Genomic DNA, 20,191 nt, shown 5'->3' with positions numbered 1-20,191 from the left:
TCTTCTCTTTTTAAAATAAAGGTGGCAGTGTTTAATGAATGATGAAACAGATTTATATTTGACAAGTTTACGAGAGAAGCAATCAGAATGGGTTGAAAAGTTAGAAGCTTATGCTAAAGACAATCATGTGCCTATTATGGAACCATTAGGCATTGATTTTTTAATGCAAATTATACGTATGAAAAAGCCAGGTAAAATACTTGAGATAGGCACAGCTATAGGGTATTCTGCTTTACAAATGGTTACGGCCTACCCCTCCACACAAGTTATTACAATAGAACGTGATCAAACGCGTTATAAAGAAGCATTAAATAATATTGAGCAATATAGCAATACAAACACAATTGAGGTCATGTTTGGCGATGCTTTAGAGGTCAGTGATAAAGTAGAGGCAAAAGGCCCATTTGATGTTTTATTTATTGATGCAGCGAAAGGTCAATACACACGCTTCTTTGACTTATACACGCCATTCTTAAAAGATGATGCTGTAATAATTTCTGATAATGTTTTATTTAAGGGACTAGTCGCGAAAAACAACGGAGATAATAAAAGGCAGTCGAGAATAGTGGAGAAAATTCGCAACTATAACGAATGGTTAGTTAACCATCCAGATTACAATACAACAATTTTGCCGATTGGTGACGGCATTGCTATCACACTAAAAAAGTAAAAGGAGCTATTACAGCATGAATAATGATAAACCGATAATAATCGGAGTAGCAGGAGGATCTGGCTCAGGGAAAACATCCGTTACACGTTCCATATGTGAACGTTTTGCAGATAAAACAATTCTAGTGATCGAGCAAGATCATTATTACAAAGACCAGTCAGATCTGCCTTTTGAGGAAAGATTACAAACGAATTATGATCACCCGTTTGCATTCGATAATGATCTACTGATAGAACATTTAAATCAATTGGTTGATAACCAGGCGGTTGACAAGCCAATTTATGATTACAAGCAACATACACGTTCTAGTCAAGTGGTAAAAGTTGAACCTAAGGAAGTAATTATACTAGAGGGAATACTTATACTAGAGGATCCTCGATTAGTGGATCTTATGGACATAAAGGTGTATGTAGATACAGATGCTGATGTACGTATTATTAGAAGATTGTTACGTGATATTAAAGAAAGAGGACGTACAATAGATTCGGTTATTGATCAGTATATTAATGTTGTTAGACCGATGCATTTACAATTCATCGAACCAACAAAACGATATGCGGATATTATTATCCCAGAAGGTGGAGAGAATCACGTAGCTATAGATTTAATGGCGACTAAAGTTGAAACCATCTTAAATCGAAAAATTAAAAATTAAAATAATAAAAATAATTTTAGATGTTAATAGCGCTTCCAATATGTTACGATTAACCAACTATTAACCACCAAGTTTTTCTAATAAAGGTATTGAAATCTTATATAAAATCTGCCATAGTATTGTTTAGTACTTTATGAAAAGGTTATTTTTCTTTAAGTGAAGGTGACATATTAATAATTTTTTAAGAATATCTATGAATGAGTATATTTGTTAGGCAAAATGGTTTGGATTAAAAGGAGTGTATGAATTGGCTATAGAGAAAAGCTATTATATGACGCAAGAGGGTAAAGAGAAATTAGAAAATGAACTACAATATTTAAAACAAGAAAGACGTCAGGAAGTAGTAGAACGTATAAAAGTAGCACGCGACTTCGGTGATCTATCTGAGAACTCAGAGTATGATGCAGCTAAAGATGAGCAGGCTTTTGTAGAGTCACGAATTGTACAAGTTGAAAATATGATTCGTAATGCAGTTATTATAGAAAATGATAATAAAGATTCTGATGTTGTTTCACTTGGTAAATCAGTGACATTTCAAGAGTTACCAGATGGTGATGAGGAAACGTATACCATTGTAGGAAGCGCAGAAGCTGATCCATTTGAAGGCAAAATTTCAAATGACTCACCTATAGCGAAAAGTTTACTAGGTCATAAAGTTGGCGAAGAATTAAATGTATATACACCTGCAGGCGATATGAAAGTGAAAATCGTTAGTGTAAAATAATAAAATGTAAAATCTTGCTCGAATGAGTAATTAAAATGTTTCATGCTACCATTTGGCGTGAAACATTTTTTGATTTACATAAGTTGAAAGAAAGACTGTTATTTTAAATATTGTTTAGGGCTAAATTTATATAGACTCTGCATTAAAAAGAGTTTGTTGACCCGCTCCTCAAATGAAATTACCTCCCTTTACGCAGGCACGGCCTCAACTAATTTTTAGAAGAAGAGCACTTCTAAAAATGGATTTTCGGCCCGTGCTGTTCCTGCAGGAGTGTCGGCAATTTCATTTGATACGCTAGTGTAACTCGTGAATTAAGTAGCGTGTTAAATGCCTCATTATATTTAATTACAAACACTATACGTTGAAAGCTATATGAAAAAAGATACGCTATCTAGCGGAGTAATTGAAATGGTCGAGACTCCTGTGGGAACAGCGCGAGCTGAAGATCCACTCGGAGGCGTTTTTTGCCTCCGAGTTAGCTGAAGCCGTGCCCACGGAAAGCGAGTCCATTTCACTTATGGAGCGTTATCGAATTCACACCTTAAGTTAATGCGGAGTTTACCTCAAAGTTAATGCGGAGTTTACCTCAACTTCGAATATGGAAAGATAACAAGTTTTGTGAAACATCCTTTTTAAAAAACAATTGGTACAAGGTGTTATAACGTAGTATAATTTATAAAAAAGTGGGAGGATTCTGTATGTCTGAAAAATTTGATGCTTATAGCCGATTAGATCGGTTTGAAAAAAAACGTAAAAATACGAAATGGTTATCAATATTAATTGGTCTAGGCGTAATAGTTTGCATCTTTCTTTTTGTATACTTGGTTTTTCTGAACAATGATGATAATGAACAGGAAGATACAACAGTAAATGATGATCAATCAACAGATGAAATACAGTCTGCAGATGGAGAAAGCGAAGAAACTGAGCAAAACACAGTAGATGATACAGAACAAGATGATACGAGTAGTGGAGACATAGAACAAGAACCTACAGAAAGTATCGAAGAAAACAATGATGATGAATTAGAAAGTATTGAAACCGATGATGATCTTGTTATTGAAGCCTATACTGGTAATTGGGCTCCCGTACCTACTAGCCAAGAAGAACCACATGTTATTACTTGGGAACAATCGTCAGTGGACTGGCAAGAAATGCTTGAAGCGGGTGAACTAGCTACTGGCATTGCCCCAGATGCTATGTCTTATTTATGGGTCTCAGGTGATGGTCCTCAAAGCGTTATAGCGACATTTTCTAATAGTGATCAAACGGAACACTACCGTGTATATATATCGTGGATTGAAAATCAAGGGTGGAAACCAACCAAAGTTGAAGTATTAGAGGAAAATGATCAAATGGAAAAAATGGTCTCCCCTGAAGAGGGTAGTGAAGATGGAAATGCAGATGAAGAATCGAATGAATAAAAGGAGAAATGAAACGTGTTAATTGGAATTATTGGAGCAATGGACCAAGAGGTGGCTTTATTAAAGGAACGTATGGTAATTGAAAGTGAGGAAGAAGTAGCAAACTGTTTATTTATTAAAGGGGCTATAGAGGGAAAGGATGTTGTTGTGCTAAAGTCCGGCATTGGTAAAGTGAATGCTGCAATGGCAACAACTATATTACATGAACGTTATCAGCCAACCTACATCATCAATACAGGATCTGCAGGTGGATTTGCTACAGAACTTGAAGTGGGGGATTTGGTAATAGGGAATGAAGTTACCCACCATGATGTAGATGTAACAGCTTTTAAATATGCTTATGGACAAGTTCCGGGATTGCCAGAGACGTATCATGCAGATAACTTTTTGATTAAGAAAGTAGAAGATGCTATTGCCAATGTAACACATGTAAAAGGGAAACAAGGGTTAATAGCAACTGGTGATTCTTTTATGCAAGATCCATCACGAGTTGAGTTTGTTAGAGGCCAATTTCCGTTGTTAATCGCTGCAGAGATGGAAGCAGCTGCAATTGCTCAAGTTTGCTATCAATATCAAACACCTTTTGTTATTATTCGAGCGTTATCAGATATAGCTGGAAAAGAATCGTCGGTGTCCTTTGATGCATTTTTAGAAAAGGCAGCAAAAAATGCAGCAGAATTAATTATTCAAGTTGTTCATGATTTGTAAATTATAAATCTTCTTCCATCAATTACTAGGGTTTTTCCTTCTCTATGCATGTTATTATGGTTATACATCATTGGTAAAGGGGAGACTGAGATGGAAAATGAAGAACTAGAAACAAAGATTATCGACTATCAGCGTTTTCTGTTTATGTCATTGATAATGAGTTGTTATTTATACGCTGGAATCGTTATTCAAGCATATGTCTACCAACAAACAGCTCATATAGAATATATTAGTATACTGACACTTATTTGTTTAGCTGCAGCAGGATGGTTTCAAATGCTTATTATAAATTTAAATAAAAAAAAATGAAGAAGGTACAAATACATGTGCCTTCTTCATTTTTCTTGTCGATAATACTCATGAAACACTTTCATAAGAGCTCTTTTCTCGATTCTTGATACATAACTACGCGAAATATTTAATTTCTTTGCTATTTCCCTTTGAGTTAACTCATCTTCGGCACTTAAACCATACCTGCTTATAATTACTTGTTTTTCACGGTCATCTAAAATAGTTAAGTACTCTTTTATCTTTGCCACTTCCATGTTTAATTGAATGAATTCCACAATATCTTCATTTTCCGCTTGTAAAATATCAATTAAACTAATTTCATTTCCTTCTTTATCTTGCCCAATTGGATCCTGCAGTGAAACATCTTTCTTAGTTTTCTTTAGTGCTCGTAAATGCATTAGTATCTCATTTTCAATACAACGAGCTGCGTAAGTTGCTAATTTAGTACCTTTATCCATCGAAAAACTTTCAATTCCTTTGATTAATCCAATTGTACCAATAGAAATAAGATCTTCTGTGTCTTCTCCGGTATTTTCAAACTTCTTAACAATATGCGCAACTAGACGTAAATTGTGCTCAATTAGTGTATTCCTAGCATTCTCATCTCCTTCTAACATTTTTCTAATTTGAACTGCCTCTTCTTTTGCATTTAAAGGCTGGGGAAAAGCATGATTTTTCACATAAGAAACAAAAAAAAGTGCATCTTTAATTAATAGAGCAAGTGCACTTAAGATAGCAGACAAGATATACACCTCCAAAGCTTCATTTGGGCTGTCGCCTATATTTATACCCTATGAAAGAATCGAAGGAATTGTGTCTGTCCATATAAAAATATCTTTTAGAAATTAGACAATATTTTAGAAATCATTTTGTTTGAACTTTCTAATTAGCGTAACAGTGAAATATATGAGATAGTGATCTACGATGAAGTTCCTGTTCTATTAAGCGAATAAAATCTGGATTAAGTTTTAGTTCATAAGCTTTAAAGTAGGACTCAATTAATAATTCATCAGATAAATGTTTCAACTCTATCCCCTCCTATAATTTTGGGATATTTCTTGTTACGTTAATTTCTACTCTTAAGAAGTTAATAATACTTTATCAAAATAAAATTACTGCAACAAGGGCATGGTTATCAACAATTGCCTGTAGATAACGTGTTGACAAAAAACGAAAAACATTGAAATAAATTGTAATATCACAGTTTTGTTTGTGTATAAAATTATCCACAACTGAAAAAAATGAATTAATTTGTCGAACGATTTGTAGCAATATTAATAGGTGAGAAGCATAAATATAATATTTTTTAGTCATTTTTTTAGAATAGTTTTGAAACAAGACGATAAATTGTTTATGATGAATAAGTAGAATAGGAAAGGCAAATGTAAAATGAGGTGAAAAATACAGTGCTAAAAAGATTTTTACCAAATCAACATGTAAAGGATATTTTTGAAATAAGTCCAGATTCACTAAAGGCAAAAGGGATTAAAGGGGTTATAACAGATTTAGATAATACACTTGTAGCATGGGATATTCCTGATGCAACACCAGAAATAATTGACTGGTTTAAGCAAATGGAAGAAAACAACATTAAGGTAACGATCATATCTAATAATAATGAAGAACGTGTGCGTCTATTCTCAGAACCATTACAGGCACCATTTGTTTATAGTGCAAGAAAACCGTTGAGTAAGGCTTTTAAGAAAGCAACAAAAGATATGGAGTTAAAGAAAGAGGAAGTTGTGGTAATTGGTGATCAGATTATGACGGATGTGCTAGGCGGAAATAATGCAGGTTTCCATACCGTATTAGTTGTGCCAATTGTTCAAACAGATGGTAGAATGACCAGGATAAATCGTAAAATTGAACGACGTATTCTAAGTTGGATGCGTAAGAAAGGGATGATTACATGGCAGGAATAGATGATCAACTAGAGAAATATTGTCAGGGTTGTGGTGTATCAATACAAACTGCTGATGCCAGCCAACCTGGTTATGTGCCAGAATCTGCAATAAAAAACGACACAGTCGTTTGTAGGCGTTGTTTTCGTTTAAAACATTATAATGAAGTGCAGGATGTTCCATATACAGATCAGGATTTCGTCGACATGATTAGTCAGATTAGTCGAACGAACGGTTTAATTGTAAAACTTGTCGATATATTTGATTTTAACGGTTCTTTTATCAAAAGTTTACACCGATTAACAGGAAATAATCCAATTATATTGGTTGGCAACAAAGTAGATTTATTACCTAAATCAACAAATCGTAATAAACTAAAACAGTGGATGAAAAAATCAGCTGCAGATTTAGGGCTTGTGGTTCAAGAAGTTTATTTAATTTCAGCAACAAAGGGACTTGGAATGGAGCAAGTAAAAGAAGGTATGGAGAAATACCGAAAAAATCAAGACGTATATGTAGTTGGTAGCACAAATGTGGGGAAATCTTCATTTATTAACCGCTTAATTGGGGAGTCGACTGGAACAAAGGATGCCATTACAACTTCTTATTTCCCAGGAACGACACTTGGATTTATAGAAATTCCACTAAATGAACATTCTGTCTTGTACGATACACCAGGTGTAATTAATCGTGGTCAAATTGCCCATTATATGTCGGAAAAAGATTTGAAAGTTATAACGCCAACAAAGGAAATAAAACCACGTGTTTATCAGCTTCAAGAGAAACAAACTTTATATATTGGTGGTTTAGCAAGGTTTGATTTTATTAAAGGAGAAAAACAATCATTTGTTTGTTACTTTGCTAATGAATTAGCTATACACCGGACGAAGTTGGAAAATGCTGATGATTTGTATGCAAAGCACCTTGGTGATATGTTAGCCCCACCGAGTAAGGAAAGTGTTGAAGGATTTCCTGAGTTGAAAGAACAATCTTTTAAAATTGATGGACAGAAAACAGATATTGTATTTCCAGGTTTAGGTTGGATCACTGTGACAGGCGGAGCAGCTACTGTTAAGGCACATTGTCCAGCAACTGTATCTGCGTCATGGAGAGATGCACTTATTTAAGGTAGAGGGGGAAGTATGATGAAATTGGGCTTAATTGGTCAACCTATTAAACATTCTTTGTCACCTTTGATTCATCAACAATTTTTACTTCAAGTAAACGATGTTGGTTCATATCAGCTTTATGAGACTAATAAAGAAGAACTTCCAAATATACTTGAATCGCTTAAAGAGGATAAAGTGAATGGGTTTAATGTTACTGTCCCCTATAAAGAAGATATTCTTCACTATTTAGATGCGTTAGATCCATACGCAGAACAAATAGGTGCTGTGAACACAGTGTTGAATCAAGATGGGAACTGGATTGGTTATAATACAGATGGCATCGGTTATGTAACTGCAATTAAGTCTCAATTTCCACAACTTTTCACAGGTGATAAACGTGTGTTGATTCTTGGTGCAGGGGGCGCAGCAAGAGGTATTTACTATGCAATCTGTCAAGAACGATTTCAAAAAGTTGATATTGCGAATCGAACAATTGACAAAGCAAAAGGTATACTTGCGCTTAATCATCAGCATATTGTAAAATCAAGTGCAATAAGCTTTAAAGAAGCTGAAGAAAAATTAGGCAATTATGATCTGGTTATCCAAACAACATCTGTCGGAATGAAACCTGAAACTAATGAGCAAATTATTTCGTTAAAAAACTTAAAACCAAATGCTGTGGCAAGTGATATCGTCTATCAACCATTGTACACACAATTTTTAACTGAAGCGAAGCAACAAGGCGCATATGTACATCTAGGACATACAATGCTTCTGTATCAAGCAAAAGTAGCTTTTGAATTATGGAGCGGACAAGAAGTGAGCGCTGAAAAAGTATTACCTAAATTAGAAGAGATATTAAAAAAGGATGAATAATTTATGTTAACTGGTAAACAAAAACGTTTTTTAAGAGCAAAGGCAAATCAAATGCGTCCGATTTTTCAAGTTGGAAAAACTGGTGTGAATGAAAATATGATTGTACAAATAAATGAAGCATTAGAAAAAAGAGAGTTAATTAAAGTTAGTATTCTTCAAAATTGTTTAGAAGATAAACAAGTTGTAGCAGACGGGTTAGTTCAAGGCACTAATGCAGAATTGGTTCAAATTATCGGTAACAATATTGTTTTATATAAGGAATCAGAGGAAAATAAACAGATTCAATTGCCTTAAGGAGAACAAAATGAAAAAAGTAGGAATTTTAGGTGGAACTTTTGATCCACCACATATTGGTCATTTAATGATTGCTGAAGAAGTGCATGATCAATTAAAGTTGGATGAAGTTTGGTTTATTCCATCATATGAACCACCTCATAAAGAAGCTGGTGGAACTGACATACAAAACCGAATTGCCATGGTAGAAGCAGCTATAGAAGATAATGATCATTTTACGCTCAGTACAATTGAAGTAGATCGTGCAGGCAAGTCCTACACATTTGACACAATTAAGCTATTAAATGAAAAGTATCAAGATATAAAGTTCTATTTTATAATTGGTGCAGATATGGTGGAATACTTACCTAAATGGTATCGTATAGAGGAATTGATAAAGTTAATTCAATTTGTTGGTGTCAAACGCCCCATGCATAATTTAAAAACTGATTTTCCAGTATGTGAAATAGATATACCTGTGATGGATATTTCATCAACAATGATTCGAGAAAGAATTAAAAATGGTAAATCAATTAAATATTTTGTTCCATCTAAAGTATTGCAAATTATAAAGGAGCATCAGTTGTATGAATCGAACTGAAGCACTAGAAATAGTAAGGAAACACTTAAAATTATCTCGATATGAGCATACTATTCGTGTGACTGATACAGCAGTTGATTTAGCTGAATATTATGGACAACCTATTGATAAAATAGAGTTAGCCGCAATATTACATGACTATGCAAAGTATCGAGATAAAAATGAAATGAGACGTTGGATTGAGACTTCCAATTTACCAAAAGATTTATTACAGTACCATTCAGAACTTTGGCATGGACCTGTTGGAGCACTGTTAGTAAAGTTTGAAGTCGGTATAGAAGATCAACTGATTTTGGATGCAATTCATTGCCATACAACAGGCAAGGCACACATGAATATGATGGAAAAAATTATTTTTTTAGCAGATTATATTGAGCCGGGAAGAGACTTTCCGGGTCTTGATACTGTTCGTATCCAAGCGAAAAAAGATTTGGATTACGCATGCTTTTTAGCTTTGAAAAATACAATTGATCATTTAGTAATACAAGAGCAGTTGATTTATCCAGACGCATTACATGCATATAATGATCTACTAAGAAAAATTAAAGTGGGGGAATAAACTAAATGAATAATGAACAAATAGCACAATTAGCAGCGAAAGCTTGTGATGATAAACGTGGGAATGATATTATCCTGTTAAATATGCAAGAAGTTTCGTCAATGGCTGATTATTTTTTGATCTGTGATGCAAATAGTGAGAGACAAGTACAATCAATAGCGAGAGAAATTAAAGAAAAAGCAGAGGAAAATGAAATACAAGTAAAGCGTTTAGAAGGATTTGATCAAGCGCGTTGGATTCTTGTAGACTTAGGTGATATTGTCTGCCATGTTTTTCATAGTGACGATCGTAATTACTATAATTTAGAACGTCTATGGGGAGATGCGCCAATTGTGGAGACGCATTTTTCTAAAGAGGGGTAAGCAATGTCTTATAATAAAATGGCAGCAGTCTATGACTTATTAATGGAAGATGCGCCATATGATAAATGGCAGGTATTTACTGAAGGTGTTTTTAATATCTATCAAAACAAAATTAATGAAGTAGTTGATTTGGGGTGTGGAACTGGACAAATAACCTGTCGCCTTGCAAAAGCTGGTTATAATTTAGTTGGTATTGATCTAGCAGCTGATATGCTCACTCACGCTGCAAAAAGAGCGGATGAGGAACAGTTGAAAATTCAATGGGTAGAACAGGATCTCCGTGAGCTAGAGATCTTTGATCAGTTTGATGCAGCTATTAGCTACTGTGATGTTATAAATTACATAACAACAGAAGCAGAACTTTTAAAGGTATTTAACAATACGTATCAACTCCTTCAATCAGAAGGTTTGTTCATTTTTGATGTACATGCATTGGAGTACGTTGAATCTAACTTAAAAGACCAAATTTTTTCAGAGATGTACGAAGATATGGGCTATGTTTGGTTTTGTGAGGCTGGAGATCACCCTGGAGAAGTGTTTCATGACTTAACTTTTTTTATTCAGGATCAAACACAATATGAACGTTTTGACGAAACGCATCACCAACGTACTTTTCCTGTAGCTACCTATCAAAAATTATTAGAAAAAAGTGGATTTAGAATTTTAAATCTATATGCAGACTTCTCACTAGAACCAATTGAGCTAGAACAGACTAATAACGCGGAACGATTATTTTTTGTCTGTCAAAAATAATAAAAAGCATTTAACCCTTTTTCAAAAATATATGGGGTTGAATGTTTTTATTTTTGCGCCAAGTTAACGGATTAAAAATGAAGTAAGGATTATACTCCGAACTGTCTTAATTTATTATATGAAGACCCTTTTGCTTAACATACTTGATAAAAACTCCGTCGTAACATTAACTTTGATTTACGCGTAGGGTCAGTCGCTTTCCGCGGGTAACTCTTCAACTAACTCGGAAGTAAAGAACACTTCCGAGTGGATTTTCAGATGTTACTTTTCCCGCTGGAGTCGACTGACCCTACGCTCCAATCAAAATCTGAAAATCAGCTGCGTTTGCTTGATTTAATAATAATCCACTACAGCATATATAAGGATAGATGGATAATGATGTGGTGACAGCAAATGTTTTGATGGGGTGGCTAATCACAGTACCAAAGTACGTTTTATCCAGTGTAGGTAGAATACTTCGACTCCTTACGACGGAGTTTATTTGTCATAAACAACAATCTCTTAGAAAAAAGCGCTTATAAATTTTTTGTGGAATTTAGCAGGAATTATTTTAAATTTGTCGAATGTTTAATAATGCGATAAATGATATATACCCCTGAACTACTATTATAGAGCCTTCCACGGCGTTACTTTAACTACAAGCACCATTTACTCAAAACTTGCTCATGACTTTAAGTCTATTATTAAAATCCCATCAGAATAAAAGTGTATTTTATGTATTAGCCGAGAACACTCGTGACTTCAGTCATGAGATGAATCGGCTTCGGACAAGGGATGGCTAATTTCCATCTCAATTGTCCGACTGTATGAGCTCTACATATAAGTAATTAGATACGAGTTTTTGTACACACCACTACCTTTAAAAAAATAAGAACAAACGTTTGTGTAATTCTCTCCAGAATGGTATAATTGACCTAATAAGGGGGGTGAAACAATGATTGTAAACAAAGCCTATAAATTCCGTATCTATCCCAATAAAAAACAGACTGAACTTATCAATAAAACCATTGGTTGTTCCAGATTCGTTTTTAACTTCTTTTTCGGGAAACAAAAAGAAAAAGATGCTTATTGGTATATCACCCGTGAAATGGTTCAAAATGGTCACCTGCCAGCTAACAACTGGAAAGGGAAGTTTTTAAATAAATACAACACTGTCAAATCTCTCCCTGAATTAAAGAAACACTATGCGTTTTTAAAAGAGGTTGATAGCATTGCCTTGCAAAGATCAGTTGAAAATTTAGCCAATTCCTATAATCGTTACTACAAGAAACAAAATAAGTACCCCCGTTTCAAATCTAAAAAGAATCCTGTTCAGTCTTATACAACAAAACAAACGAATGGAAATATTGCAGTATTAGATAAACACATTAAACTCCCAAAACTGGGACTTGTTCGTTATGCTAAAAGTCGAGAAGTAAAAGGTAGGATCTTGAATGTTACCGTTAGGCGAAACCCTTCCGGAAAATACTTTGTTTCTATAGTAACCGAAACACAAGTTAAAGCATTACCTAAAACAGGCTCAGCTATTGGAATAGACGTAGGGCTAAAAAATTTCGCTACACTTTCTGATGGGACAATCTATTCTAATCCAAAGTTATTCCGAACCATGGAAGAAAAGTTAGCTAAAGCACAAAGGATTATGAGTAGACGCACAAAAGGTGGTGCAAATTGGAATAAAGCTAGAATCAAAGTAGCTCGTATCCATGAAAAAATTGCTAATGCACGAAAAGATTACTTAGATAAAATCTCTACTGAGATTGTCAAAAACCACGACATGATCGGAATGGAAGATTTGTCAGTAAGTAATATGCTCAAAAATCACAACCTGGCAAAGGCAATTAGTGAAGTGTCATGGTCAGAATTTAAATCAATACTTGCGTACAAAGCTGAATGGTACGGCAAACAAGTTGTAACAGTTGCAAAGAATTTCCCGTCCAGTCAGCTTTGTTCCTGTTGTGGATATCAAAACAAAGACGTTAAAAATCTCGGATTACGTGAATGGGAGTGCACTTTGTGCCATACCCATCTTGACCGCGATATTAACGCAGGAATCAATCTTAAATATGAAGCAGTAAGACTTCTAACCGCAGGGCCTGCGGGGCTCGCCTAATCAATTAGAAACCGATAGGTTTCTGTACTTAGGAATCTCGGCACTTCAGTGCCGAGTAGTTCAACATAAAGGAGTGGATTTATGGTTTATTGGTTGAAGAATAATTGGTTGCTTGTTTGTGTTATTGGAGGTGTAGTTATTTTTGCAGGATGGGAACTTATTAAGTCTCATATTGAGGAAAAAGTTAACATTACCGATTCGGTAAAGATTAGTGAAATAGAAAAAGAAGATGATATAGAAAATAATACTAACTCCGAAATAAATAATGTGGTACCAACTAAACAATATGTAGATGTGAAGGGGGCGGTAAAGTACCCAGATGTCTATGAAATTACTGGTGAAGAACGAGTGCATGATGTTATAAATATGGCTGGTGGTTTTACGGATAATGCCAGTATTGAACAGGTTAATTTAGCGCAAAAAGTAGTTGATGAAATGGTTATACTTATACCTGAAATTGGAGAAGAATCTTTAACTAGCTTGGTATCTACTACTAATAATAAAAATTCAAATAGGGTACATATAAATACTGCCACTATTGAAGAGATAGAAACACTTCCTGGTATTGGTGCAGTTAAAGCAAAGGCAATTATTCAATACCGTGAAGAAAATGGACCATTTAGATCTGCTGATGATTTACAAGCGATAACAGGGATTGGTACTAAAACAGTTGACAAGTTGACAGAATTAATCCAAATCCCATAATAATTTAAGGTATACTAACTATAAAAAAGTAGAAGGTGATTTTGATGGAGAGAATTTCTTGGGATCAATATTTTATGGCGCAAAGTCATTTACTTTCATTACGTAGCACTTGTGAACGATTAATGGTTGGTGCGACAATTGTTAGAGATAAAAGAATAATTGCAGGTGGTTATAATGGCAGTGTATCTGGAAGTGATCATTGTATTGATAAAGGGTGTTACGTGATAGACGGTCATTGCGTACGAACTATTCATGCAGAAATAAATGCGTTATTACAATGTGCTAAATTTGGTGTAGCAACTGATGGTGCAGAACTGTATGTTACACATTTTCCTTGCTTACATTGTTGTAAATCGATCATTCAAGCTGGCATAAAATCTGTTTACTATGCAACAGATTACAAAAACCATTCCTATGCTGTTGAATTGTTTCAAAATGCAGGAATTCATGTTGAGAAGGTAGAGTTAGAACAAGTTGCAATTGAACTAATACCTAAGCAATAGAGTCAACACACCCATGACTGAAATCACGGGTGTTCTCAGCTCTCGTATAAATAAAAAATAACACTAAGGTAGGTGTATTGTGAGAGGTGATTGGAATTTAATTGTAATTAGTGTAATTATAGGTGTGGTTGCAGTAACATTAAATTTTTTATTCATATATGCAATTTTTGCAATATGGCTATATCTTTTGTATCAATATAAAAGAATCAAGTTTCCCCATTTAATTCTTATGATTATTGCTTGTTTCATTTCCTCTCTTTATTATTATCCCATTAACATACAAGATAACATGTCCCTTAAACAAAACAGTGTGATAGAAGGCGTTATTTTATCTGAAGTAGAAGAAACAACTACATCTACCTCTTTTATATTTCAGGAGAAAAAATCAGAACAAAAATTATCTGTAACCTATTTTAAAGATCCAAAATACCACTCAGATCAAACCACTTCTTGGAAAACCGGTGCAACATGTAGTCTTCAAGGCCAAGTAGTTTCCCCTCCAATCAGTAAAAATCCTGGTCAATTTAATTATCGAAAGCATTTAAAGAAACAGGCAATCAACTATCAATTAACACTTGGAAGTGTAACGGATTTAGAATGTGAAAACTCTTCAGTTAGACAATATTTTTATAATTTGAGAAAAGACATCAAAACAGATATAGAGACAAAAATTAGTTCATTCTCAAGCGCTTGGATCCAAGCACTTTTACTTGGACAAGATAATTTAATTGAGGATGCAGATATCGAACTATTTCAACGTTGGAATCTTTCGCATTTGTTGGCTATTTCCGGTTTGCATGTTGGGTTAATAAGTGGGTTTATTTATTTTATTTTTACGAAGACGGGCATGCTAACGAGAGAAAAAGCATACTTTGTATTAATCGTGCTACTTTTGATTTATCCCTTTTTAAGTGGGGGATCACCTTCTGTTTGGCGAGCGGTACTAATGTCTGTGCTAGGGATCATAGTCTTAAGCAATAATCATAAAATTGGATTAACAGATATTATCAGCATAGTCTTTTTACTTTGTCTGATCATCAATAAGGAAATTATTTTTCAGTTAGGTTTTCAGTTTTCTTTTATTGTAACGCTCGCAATATTATTATCACGGAAATTTTTAATGAGAAGTAACAAAAAGTTAGAAATAATATTTCGGATAAGTTTTATTAGTACTGTAAGTGTATTACCACTTCAACTTGCACATTTCTATTTCATTAACCCGTTAGCAATTTTATTAAATCTTTTTATTGTTCCTTACTTTACGCTAATCGTAATGCCTCTATTGTTTGTATTATTTATATCTTCATACGTAACCCCTTTTATCAGCACTTTAATCGACACTAGTTTTGAACTCATACATCAATTTGTTTTAACATTAATTAGGGGAATAGATGATATTTTCTATTATCCATGGGTAATTGGTGAAATTCCATTTGGTTATTTTATTCCTTATTATTCTTTCTTGATTTTTTTATTTATTGCACTCAATAAGAATAAAAAGAGTAATATTATATTTCCAGGTATATTGTTGGTAGGGTTGATGATTTGGATTGCATGTCGTCCTTATTTGAATCCATACGGAACAGTGACAATGCTTGATGTAGGACAAGGTGATGCGATTGTAATTGAATTACCATACAGAAAAGGTGTTGTGTTAATTGATGCTGCCGGAACAATGCAGAATGATTTTACGACCCCTTCAGACCGTACCTATAAACAAATAATTAAGCCATTTTTATATAGTAAAGGGATAGGGAAAATTGACGCTGTAATTTTGTCGCATGCTGATCATGATCATATTGGAAGTGTATCTTATTTAATAAAAGAGTTCGCGGTACAAAATATTATAACTAGTCCATATTTTATCCCACCAGAACCCTTGTCACAAATTTTAGAAGAAGAAAAACAAACAATAACCGCAATTGTAGCAGGGCAACAGGTCACCATTGATAACCAAGCATTTAAAATCATTCATCCTGATTCAAATCATTACTCTAAAAATGATAATTCCTTAGTTATTCTTTCTAATATAGGTGGCTTAACATGGTTGTTTACTGGTGACATTAGCAAGGAAGTTGAGATTAATTTGACACATTTATATCCGAACTTAACTGTTGATGTTTTAAAAGTAGCGCATCATGGAAGTAATAGCTCATCTGTAAAGGATTTTTTAAATAAGGTTAAACCAGATATTTCACTTATCTCAGTTGGGGAGAATAATCGTTATAATCATCCGCATAAAGAGGTTATGGATAGGTTGTTGAAAAAAAGTAATATTATTTATCGTACAGATCTGCAAGGAGCAATCCAATATACTTTTAAAGATAATGGAGAACAAGGAACATTTTCTACATTCTTACCATAATATATGGTGAATAACAAAAAGGAAATTGTTAATTAGAAATGTAACAGGTAGAAAAAGGCGCTATTCGTGGTGATGGAATTTATATCCTAAATATCACGTGTGATGATTTCCTGTGTTAGCAACAGTTTACATGCCTAGTTTTTGATTATATGGTCAATCTATAAATGAAAACATCGTTTTAAAGGCAGCTGCCTAGGACTGTTTTTAAAACGTTCATATAGATTGCGGAGGGAGTAATATTGATTGCTTCCTCCTTTTGTTTTATTTTTGCTTGTTTTCTTATCTCATTCGCTATACGATAGACATATTAATGTAGATTTATCGGAGTGAATATAATGGATTATTTTAAAGCAGTTGAGAAAATCAAAAAGAAGCAGATAGAAGCCATATATGTATTACAAGGACAAGAATCTTTTTTAATTGAATCCGTCATGCAGGAGTTAATAGCAAATGGTTTAGCTACAGAAGATCAAGAAGCAAATATTATTCGGTATGATTTAGAGGAAACGCCTATACAAGAAGTAATAATGGACGTAGAAACCTACCCTTTTTTTGGAGGGAAGAAAATTATCTTTGCGTATAATCCGATATTTTTAACTGGTAAGCAGGATAAAACGAACATTAGTCATGATTTGGAAAGTCTACAAGCATACATAAATAATCCAGTTGACTATTCTATGCTTGTAATGATTGCACCTTATGAAAAATTGGATGAGCGTAAAAAATTAGTTAAATTGTTAAAAAAAGAGGCTACTATAATTCAATGTGAAGAGGTAAAAGCATGGAATATTGATCAATGGATTGATCACTTGGCTAAGACATTGCATGTCAACTTGGAGAAGCCAGTATACGAGTTGCTTGTTCAAGAAACAGGTACAAACTTATTAATGCTTGAAAAGGAATTAGAAAAACTAGCCACATACGTGGGTGAAAATGGCACAATTACAGCCAGTATAGCTGAGGAGCTAGTAGCGCATCAGGCAAATACATCTGGGCTAAAGTTAGTTGATGCTGTTATAGCAAAAGATTTGAATAAGGCAATTCAAATTTATAAAGACCTTGTAAGAATGAATGATGATGAGATAGCACTTGTTGCTTTATTAGCTTCACAATTTCGAACCATCCTTCATGTTAAAATATTAAAACAAAAAGGGTACAGTCAAAAACAAATGGCACAGCATTTAAAAGTTCATCCATATGTGATAAAGATGGCAATGGTCAGGGAATCCAAGTTTTCGAGACAGAGACTAGAAACGATCATTAATGCTTGTGCGAATACTGACGCACAAATAAAGCAGGGTAAAGTCGAAAAAGCCCTAGCGTTCGAATTACTACTATATCAGTTAATTCAAAACACTTCTTTCTAAAAGGTTGGACTTGATAGAAAATGCGCAATAACGAGTAACGTAATTTATCACCCGCTACGTCAGCAGTGGTTTTGGTGGGGCGAGTAATTGCAGTCCCCAAATGGATTCCCTTTCCGTGGGCTCAGTCTCAGCTAACTCGGAGGCAAAAAACACCTCCGAGTGGATCTTCGACTTGTGGGACTGCGATTACTCGCCCCATCGAAGACATTTGCTGTTCCCACAGGAGTCTCATCCATTTGCTGACTTCGCTAGATAGAAGATCTGATCATGATTAAATTACTAACAATTAATAGGATTTCTGCTACTAAAATGCTCTGTAATGCATTATCAAATTTTTAAACTATCTAGCGTATCAAATAAAATTGGTGACACTCCTGCAGGAACAGCGCGAGCTGAAGATCCACTCGGAAAGCGCCCTTTGGGCCTGCGATTACTCGGCCCACCGAAAAGATTTGCTTATCCGAGTTAGCTGAAGCCGTGCCTGCGGAAAGGGAACCAATTTTATTTGAGGAGCGGTAACTTTCGTCACTAATTTCTGACTAAACGTATTAGTTCTTAATACGCATTTTATTTAAATTGTGTCATAAGCAAGCGGTATATATCTAAAAGGGACAATATTTGTGAACAGGGCCATTCAAAAAAATATGTAAATTAAAAAGCGATCCTAATTAGGATCGCTTTTTGGTTGGTCATAAAAAAAGCTAATTAAGCGCTAAGCTCGTTTACTTTTTTAGTAAGACGTGATTTTTGACGGTTACCATTATTTTTATGGACAATGCCTTTTTGTACCGCTTTGTCAATTTGTTTAACCGCACTTTGCAAAGCTGATTTTGCACTTTCCACATTTTTCTCTGCAACGAAGTTTTCAACCTTCTTAATGTGTGAACGCATTTCAGTTTTAATTGGTGCGTTATGTGCGCGTTTTTCATTATTCAATCGTACACGTTTGATTGCTGATTTTATATTAGCCATGATTTCACCTCCACTTTTAACATCCATAATAAATTACTATGGAACAAAAGACATTGTACCAAAGCAGAGCGAAGTTTTCAATATAAATCTATCTGTATGATGAGATTCTGTATTTTTTTTTATTGTCTGGTAAGTCTATATAGAAAAGGATGGTGAGAAATATGTCGCAATCAAACGCGTGGCAACCTTCAATTAGAACCGATTTAGCTGTAGAAGCAAAAGATATGTTTGTCGAAAAAAGCAAAAAAGAAGAGAACAAAATTGAAGGTGTGACAATTCATGAGCATCAAGAACAGGATATACGTGTTACTTATGTTCAAATTGATGAGATAGGTGCAAAAAAAATACAAAAAAAACCTGGAAATTATATTACTCTTTACACGGAAGGTGTAAAAAAACAAGACAGTAAGTTACAAGAACAAAGTGCAAGTGTCTTAGCTAAGGAACTCCTGAAGTTATTTAAAAAGATAAATATAAAAGATGATGCAACTTGTCTTATTGTTGGATTAGGGAATTGGAATGTAACACCTGATGCATTGGGTCCGATGGCAGTTGAGAAAGCGCTCATTACAAGTCACTTATTTCAATTGCACCCTGAAACTGTAGCAGAGGGGTACCGTTCAGTCTCTTCTTTAACACCTGGGGTAATGGGAGTAACGGGTATTGAAACAAGTGATATTATCGTAGGGACTATTGATAAAATAAAACCTGATTTTGTAATTGCGATTGATGCTTTAGCATCACGTTCGATTGAACGCGTGAATTCCACAATTCAAATTTCTGATTCTGGTATACACCCAGGATCTGGTGTTGGAAATAAACGAAAAGAATTAAGTGAAGATACATTGGGGATTCCTGTTATAGCAGTTGGTGTACCTACAGTGGTTGATGCAGTAACAATTACAAGTGATACAATCGATTATATGTTAAAGCACTTTGGACGTGAATGGAAAGAAAAAGATAAACCGTCTAAAAGTCTTACACCTGCAAGTTTAAATTTTGGTAAAAGAACGTTGTCCAAGGAAGATCTACCAAAACCGGAAAAGAGAAAAGCTATGTTCGGTATGGTAGGAGGACTAAGTGAGGAAGAAAAACGTGCATTAATTAAAGAAGTATTAACGCCACTTGGTCATAATTTGATGGTAACCCCAAAGGAAGTTGATGGTTATATGAAAGACATGGCGCATTTAGTAGCTTCTGGTATTAATGCGGCATTGCATCAAGCCGTAACAGTTGAAAACTCAGGTGATTTTACGCGCTAAA

24 protein-coding genes are annotated in these 20,191 nt (G+C 34.5%); 21 read left to right on the top strand and 3 right to left on the bottom strand.

The genetic code is table 11. The annotated features are described in order from the left end of the window. The first annotated feature begins 34 nt into the window (after nt 1-34). The 6 genes from D2K40_RS07430 to D2K40_RS07405 all read left to right on the top strand — a co-directional run bounded on the left by D2K40_RS07430 (nt 35) and on the right by D2K40_RS07405 (nt 4,490). Complete coding sequence (locus D2K40_RS07430; RefSeq protein ID WP_117154506.1) at nt 35-670, top strand: O-methyltransferase; 636 nt, start codon at nt 35-37, stop codon at nt 668-670. Between the two features lie 16 nt (nt 671-686). Beyond that, a complete protein-coding gene (udk, locus tag D2K40_RS07425) occupies nt 687-1,325 on the top strand; it encodes a uridine kinase (RefSeq protein ID WP_117154504.1) in 639 nt (212 codons plus the stop codon). Between the two features lie 247 nt (nt 1,326-1,572). Then, nucleotides 1,573-2,049 (top strand): transcription elongation factor GreA, encoded by a 477-nt coding sequence (greA, locus tag D2K40_RS07420; RefSeq protein ID WP_117154501.1) that lies wholly within the window; start codon nt 1,573-1,575, stop codon nt 2,047-2,049. A gap of 698 nt (nt 2,050-2,747) precedes the next feature. Beyond that, nucleotides 2,748-3,473, top strand: coding sequence for a YrrS family protein (locus D2K40_RS07415; protein WP_117154499.1), 726 nt, complete (start codon nt 2,748-2,750; stop codon nt 3,471-3,473). Between the two features lie 15 nt (nt 3,474-3,488). Next, on the top strand, nt 3,489-4,181 hold the full coding sequence (gene mtnN / locus D2K40_RS07410) for a 5'-methylthioadenosine/S-adenosylhomocysteine nucleosidase (protein WP_117154497.1): 693 nt from the start codon (nt 3,489-3,491) through the stop codon (nt 4,179-4,181). 90 nt (nt 4,182-4,271) lie between these two features. Continuing rightward, entirely contained in the window at nt 4,272-4,490 is a 219-nt protein-coding gene (locus D2K40_RS07405) for a YrhC family protein (protein ID WP_162879164.1), read from the top strand. Between the two features lie 26 nt (nt 4,491-4,516). Here the strand turns inward: D2K40_RS07405 and sigK are convergent, their stop codons facing one another. Next, on the bottom strand, nt 4,517-5,215 hold the full coding sequence (gene sigK, locus D2K40_RS07400; RefSeq protein WP_117154490.1) for an RNA polymerase sporulation sigma factor SigK: 699 nt from the start codon (nt 5,213-5,215) through the stop codon (nt 4,517-4,519). Between the two features lie 139 nt (nt 5,216-5,354). After that, the gene (sda, locus tag D2K40_RS07395; protein WP_117154488.1) at nt 5,355-5,498 is read right to left on the bottom strand and encodes a sporulation histidine kinase inhibitor Sda; all 144 of its coding nucleotides are present in this window, start codon (nt 5,496-5,498) and stop codon (nt 5,355-5,357) included. A 380-nt stretch (nt 5,499-5,878) separates the two neighbouring features. On the opposite strand from sda, the gene D2K40_RS07390 reads away from it, so the two are divergent. The 14 genes from D2K40_RS07390 (at nt 5,879) to D2K40_RS16380 (ending at nt 18,425) form a co-directional block, all read left to right on the top strand. After that, a complete protein-coding gene (locus tag D2K40_RS07390) occupies nt 5,879-6,394 on the top strand; it encodes a YqeG family HAD IIIA-type phosphatase (protein WP_117154486.1) in 516 nt (171 codons plus the stop codon). After that, a complete protein-coding gene (yqeH, locus tag D2K40_RS07385; protein ID WP_117154484.1) occupies nt 6,382-7,500 on the top strand; it encodes a ribosome biogenesis GTPase YqeH in 1,119 nt (372 codons plus the stop codon). Before D2K40_RS07390 ends, yqeH begins: the two co-directional genes overlap by 13 nt. 18 nt (nt 7,501-7,518) lie before the next feature. After that, nucleotides 7,519-8,358, top strand: a complete 840-nt coding sequence (gene aroE, locus D2K40_RS07380; protein WP_117154481.1) for a shikimate dehydrogenase — start codon at nt 7,519-7,521, stop codon at nt 8,356-8,358. Between the two features lie 3 nt (nt 8,359-8,361). Next, complete coding sequence (gene yhbY, locus D2K40_RS07375) at nt 8,362-8,652, top strand: ribosome assembly RNA-binding protein YhbY (RefSeq protein ID WP_117154479.1); 291 nt, start codon at nt 8,362-8,364, stop codon at nt 8,650-8,652. Between the two features lie 10 nt (nt 8,653-8,662). After that, entirely contained in the window at nt 8,663-9,232 is a 570-nt protein-coding gene (locus tag D2K40_RS07370) for a nicotinate-nucleotide adenylyltransferase (protein WP_117154477.1), read from the top strand. Continuing rightward, nucleotides 9,219-9,791, top strand: coding sequence for a bis(5'-nucleosyl)-tetraphosphatase (symmetrical) YqeK (yqeK, locus tag D2K40_RS07365; protein ID WP_117154475.1), 573 nt, complete (start codon nt 9,219-9,221; stop codon nt 9,789-9,791). The genes D2K40_RS07370 and yqeK overlap by 14 nt, the downstream gene beginning before the upstream one ends. A 5-nt stretch (nt 9,792-9,796) precedes the next feature. Further along, on the top strand, nt 9,797-10,153 hold the full coding sequence (rsfS, locus tag D2K40_RS07360; RefSeq protein WP_117154472.1) for a ribosome silencing factor: 357 nt from the start codon (nt 9,797-9,799) through the stop codon (nt 10,151-10,153). Between the two features lie 3 nt (nt 10,154-10,156). Beyond that, entirely contained in the window at nt 10,157-10,906 is a 750-nt protein-coding gene (locus tag D2K40_RS07355) for a class I SAM-dependent DNA methyltransferase (protein ID WP_117154470.1), read from the top strand. A gap of 934 nt (nt 10,907-11,840) precedes the next feature. Further along, on the top strand, nt 11,841-13,016 hold the full coding sequence (gene tnpB / locus D2K40_RS07350) for an IS200/IS605 family element RNA-guided endonuclease TnpB (RefSeq protein WP_117154468.1): 1,176 nt from the start codon (nt 11,841-11,843) through the stop codon (nt 13,014-13,016). 81 nt (nt 13,017-13,097) lie between these two features. Beyond that, nucleotides 13,098-13,721 (top strand): helix-hairpin-helix domain-containing protein, encoded by a 624-nt coding sequence (locus D2K40_RS07345; protein ID WP_117154466.1) that lies wholly within the window; start codon nt 13,098-13,100, stop codon nt 13,719-13,721. 44 nt (nt 13,722-13,765) lie between these two features. After that, nucleotides 13,766-14,224 carry a ComE operon protein 2 gene (locus D2K40_RS07340; RefSeq protein ID WP_117154464.1) on the top strand — a complete coding sequence of 153 codons (459 nt, stop codon included), beginning with the start codon at nt 13,766-13,768 and terminating at the stop codon, nt 14,222-14,224. 79 nt (nt 14,225-14,303) lie between these two features. Then, nucleotides 14,304-16,589: a DNA internalization-related competence protein ComEC/Rec2 gene (locus D2K40_RS07335; RefSeq protein WP_162879163.1), complete on the top strand. Its 2,286-nt coding sequence runs from the start codon at nt 14,304-14,306 to the stop codon at nt 16,587-16,589. Nucleotides 16,590-16,924: 335 nt separating this feature from the next. Then, a complete protein-coding gene (holA, locus tag D2K40_RS07330; protein ID WP_117154457.1) occupies nt 16,925-17,956 on the top strand; it encodes a DNA polymerase III subunit delta in 1,032 nt (343 codons plus the stop codon). Nucleotides 17,957-18,275: 319 nt separating this feature from the next. After that, complete coding sequence (locus D2K40_RS16380; protein WP_162879162.1) at nt 18,276-18,425, top strand: hypothetical protein; 150 nt, start codon at nt 18,276-18,278, stop codon at nt 18,423-18,425. A gap of 236 nt (nt 18,426-18,661) precedes the next feature. On the opposite strand, the gene rpsT is transcribed toward D2K40_RS16380, so the two are convergent. Next, nucleotides 18,662-18,928 carry a 30S ribosomal protein S20 gene (gene rpsT / locus D2K40_RS07325; protein ID WP_117154455.1) on the bottom strand — a complete coding sequence of 89 codons (267 nt, stop codon included), beginning with the start codon at nt 18,926-18,928 and terminating at the stop codon, nt 18,662-18,664. A 161-nt stretch (nt 18,929-19,089) separates the two neighbouring features. On the opposite strand from rpsT, the gene gpr reads away from it, so the two are divergent. Continuing rightward, complete coding sequence (gene gpr / locus D2K40_RS07320; RefSeq protein WP_117154452.1) at nt 19,090-20,190, top strand: GPR endopeptidase; 1,101 nt, start codon at nt 19,090-19,092, stop codon at nt 20,188-20,190. The last annotated feature ends 1 nt before the right edge of the window (nt 20,191 follow it).

This window comes from Paraliobacillus quinghaiensis (assembly GCF_003426025.1).
In the GTDB taxonomy this organism is placed as follows: domain Bacteria; phylum Bacillota; class Bacilli; order Bacillales; family Amphibacillaceae; genus Paraliobacillus_A; species Paraliobacillus_A quinghaiensis.
This window is presented reverse-complemented; position numbering and strand designations above follow the sequence as displayed.

Bases quoted from the DNA above. Each gene is read 5' to 3' on its own strand.
- yqeH (WP_117154484.1), top strand. From the start codon at position 6,382: ATGGCAGGAATAGATGATCAACTAGAGAAATATTGTCAGGGTTGTGGT.
- tnpB (WP_117154468.1), top strand. From the start codon at position 11,841: ATGATTGTAAACAAAGCCTATAAATTCCGTATCTATCCCAATAAAAAA.
- rpsT (WP_117154455.1), bottom strand. From the start codon at position 18,928: ATGGCTAATATAAAATCAGCAATCAAACGTGTACGATTGAATAATGAA.
- D2K40_RS07345 (WP_117154466.1), top strand. From the start codon at position 13,098: ATGGTTTATTGGTTGAAGAATAATTGGTTGCTTGTTTGTGTTATTGGA.
- D2K40_RS07370 (WP_117154477.1), top strand. From the start codon at position 8,663: ATGAAAAAAGTAGGAATTTTAGGTGGAACTTTTGATCCACCACATATT.
- yhbY (WP_117154479.1), top strand. From the start codon at position 8,362: ATGTTAACTGGTAAACAAAAACGTTTTTTAAGAGCAAAGGCAAATCAA.
- D2K40_RS07355 (WP_117154470.1), top strand. From the start codon at position 10,157: ATGTCTTATAATAAAATGGCAGCAGTCTATGACTTATTAATGGAAGAT.
- D2K40_RS07340 (WP_117154464.1), top strand. From the start codon at position 13,766: ATGGAGAGAATTTCTTGGGATCAATATTTTATGGCGCAAAGTCATTTA.
- D2K40_RS16380 (WP_162879162.1), top strand. From the start codon at position 18,276: ATGCATTATCAAATTTTTAAACTATCTAGCGTATCAAATAAAATTGGT.
- yqeK (WP_117154475.1), top strand. From the start codon at position 9,219: ATGAATCGAACTGAAGCACTAGAAATAGTAAGGAAACACTTAAAATTA.
- aroE (WP_117154481.1), top strand. From the start codon at position 7,519: ATGAAATTGGGCTTAATTGGTCAACCTATTAAACATTCTTTGTCACCT.
- holA (WP_117154457.1), top strand. From the start codon at position 16,925: ATGGATTATTTTAAAGCAGTTGAGAAAATCAAAAAGAAGCAGATAGAA.
- D2K40_RS07430 (WP_117154506.1), top strand. From the start codon at position 35: ATGAATGATGAAACAGATTTATATTTGACAAGTTTACGAGAGAAGCAA.
- D2K40_RS07405 (WP_162879164.1), top strand. From the start codon at position 4,272: ATGGAAAATGAAGAACTAGAAACAAAGATTATCGACTATCAGCGTTTT.
- gpr (WP_117154452.1), top strand. From the start codon at position 19,090: ATGTCGCAATCAAACGCGTGGCAACCTTCAATTAGAACCGATTTAGCT.
- D2K40_RS07415 (WP_117154499.1), top strand. From the start codon at position 2,748: ATGTCTGAAAAATTTGATGCTTATAGCCGATTAGATCGGTTTGAAAAA.
- udk (WP_117154504.1), top strand. From the start codon at position 687: ATGAATAATGATAAACCGATAATAATCGGAGTAGCAGGAGGATCTGGC.
- rsfS (WP_117154472.1), top strand. From the start codon at position 9,797: ATGAATAATGAACAAATAGCACAATTAGCAGCGAAAGCTTGTGATGAT.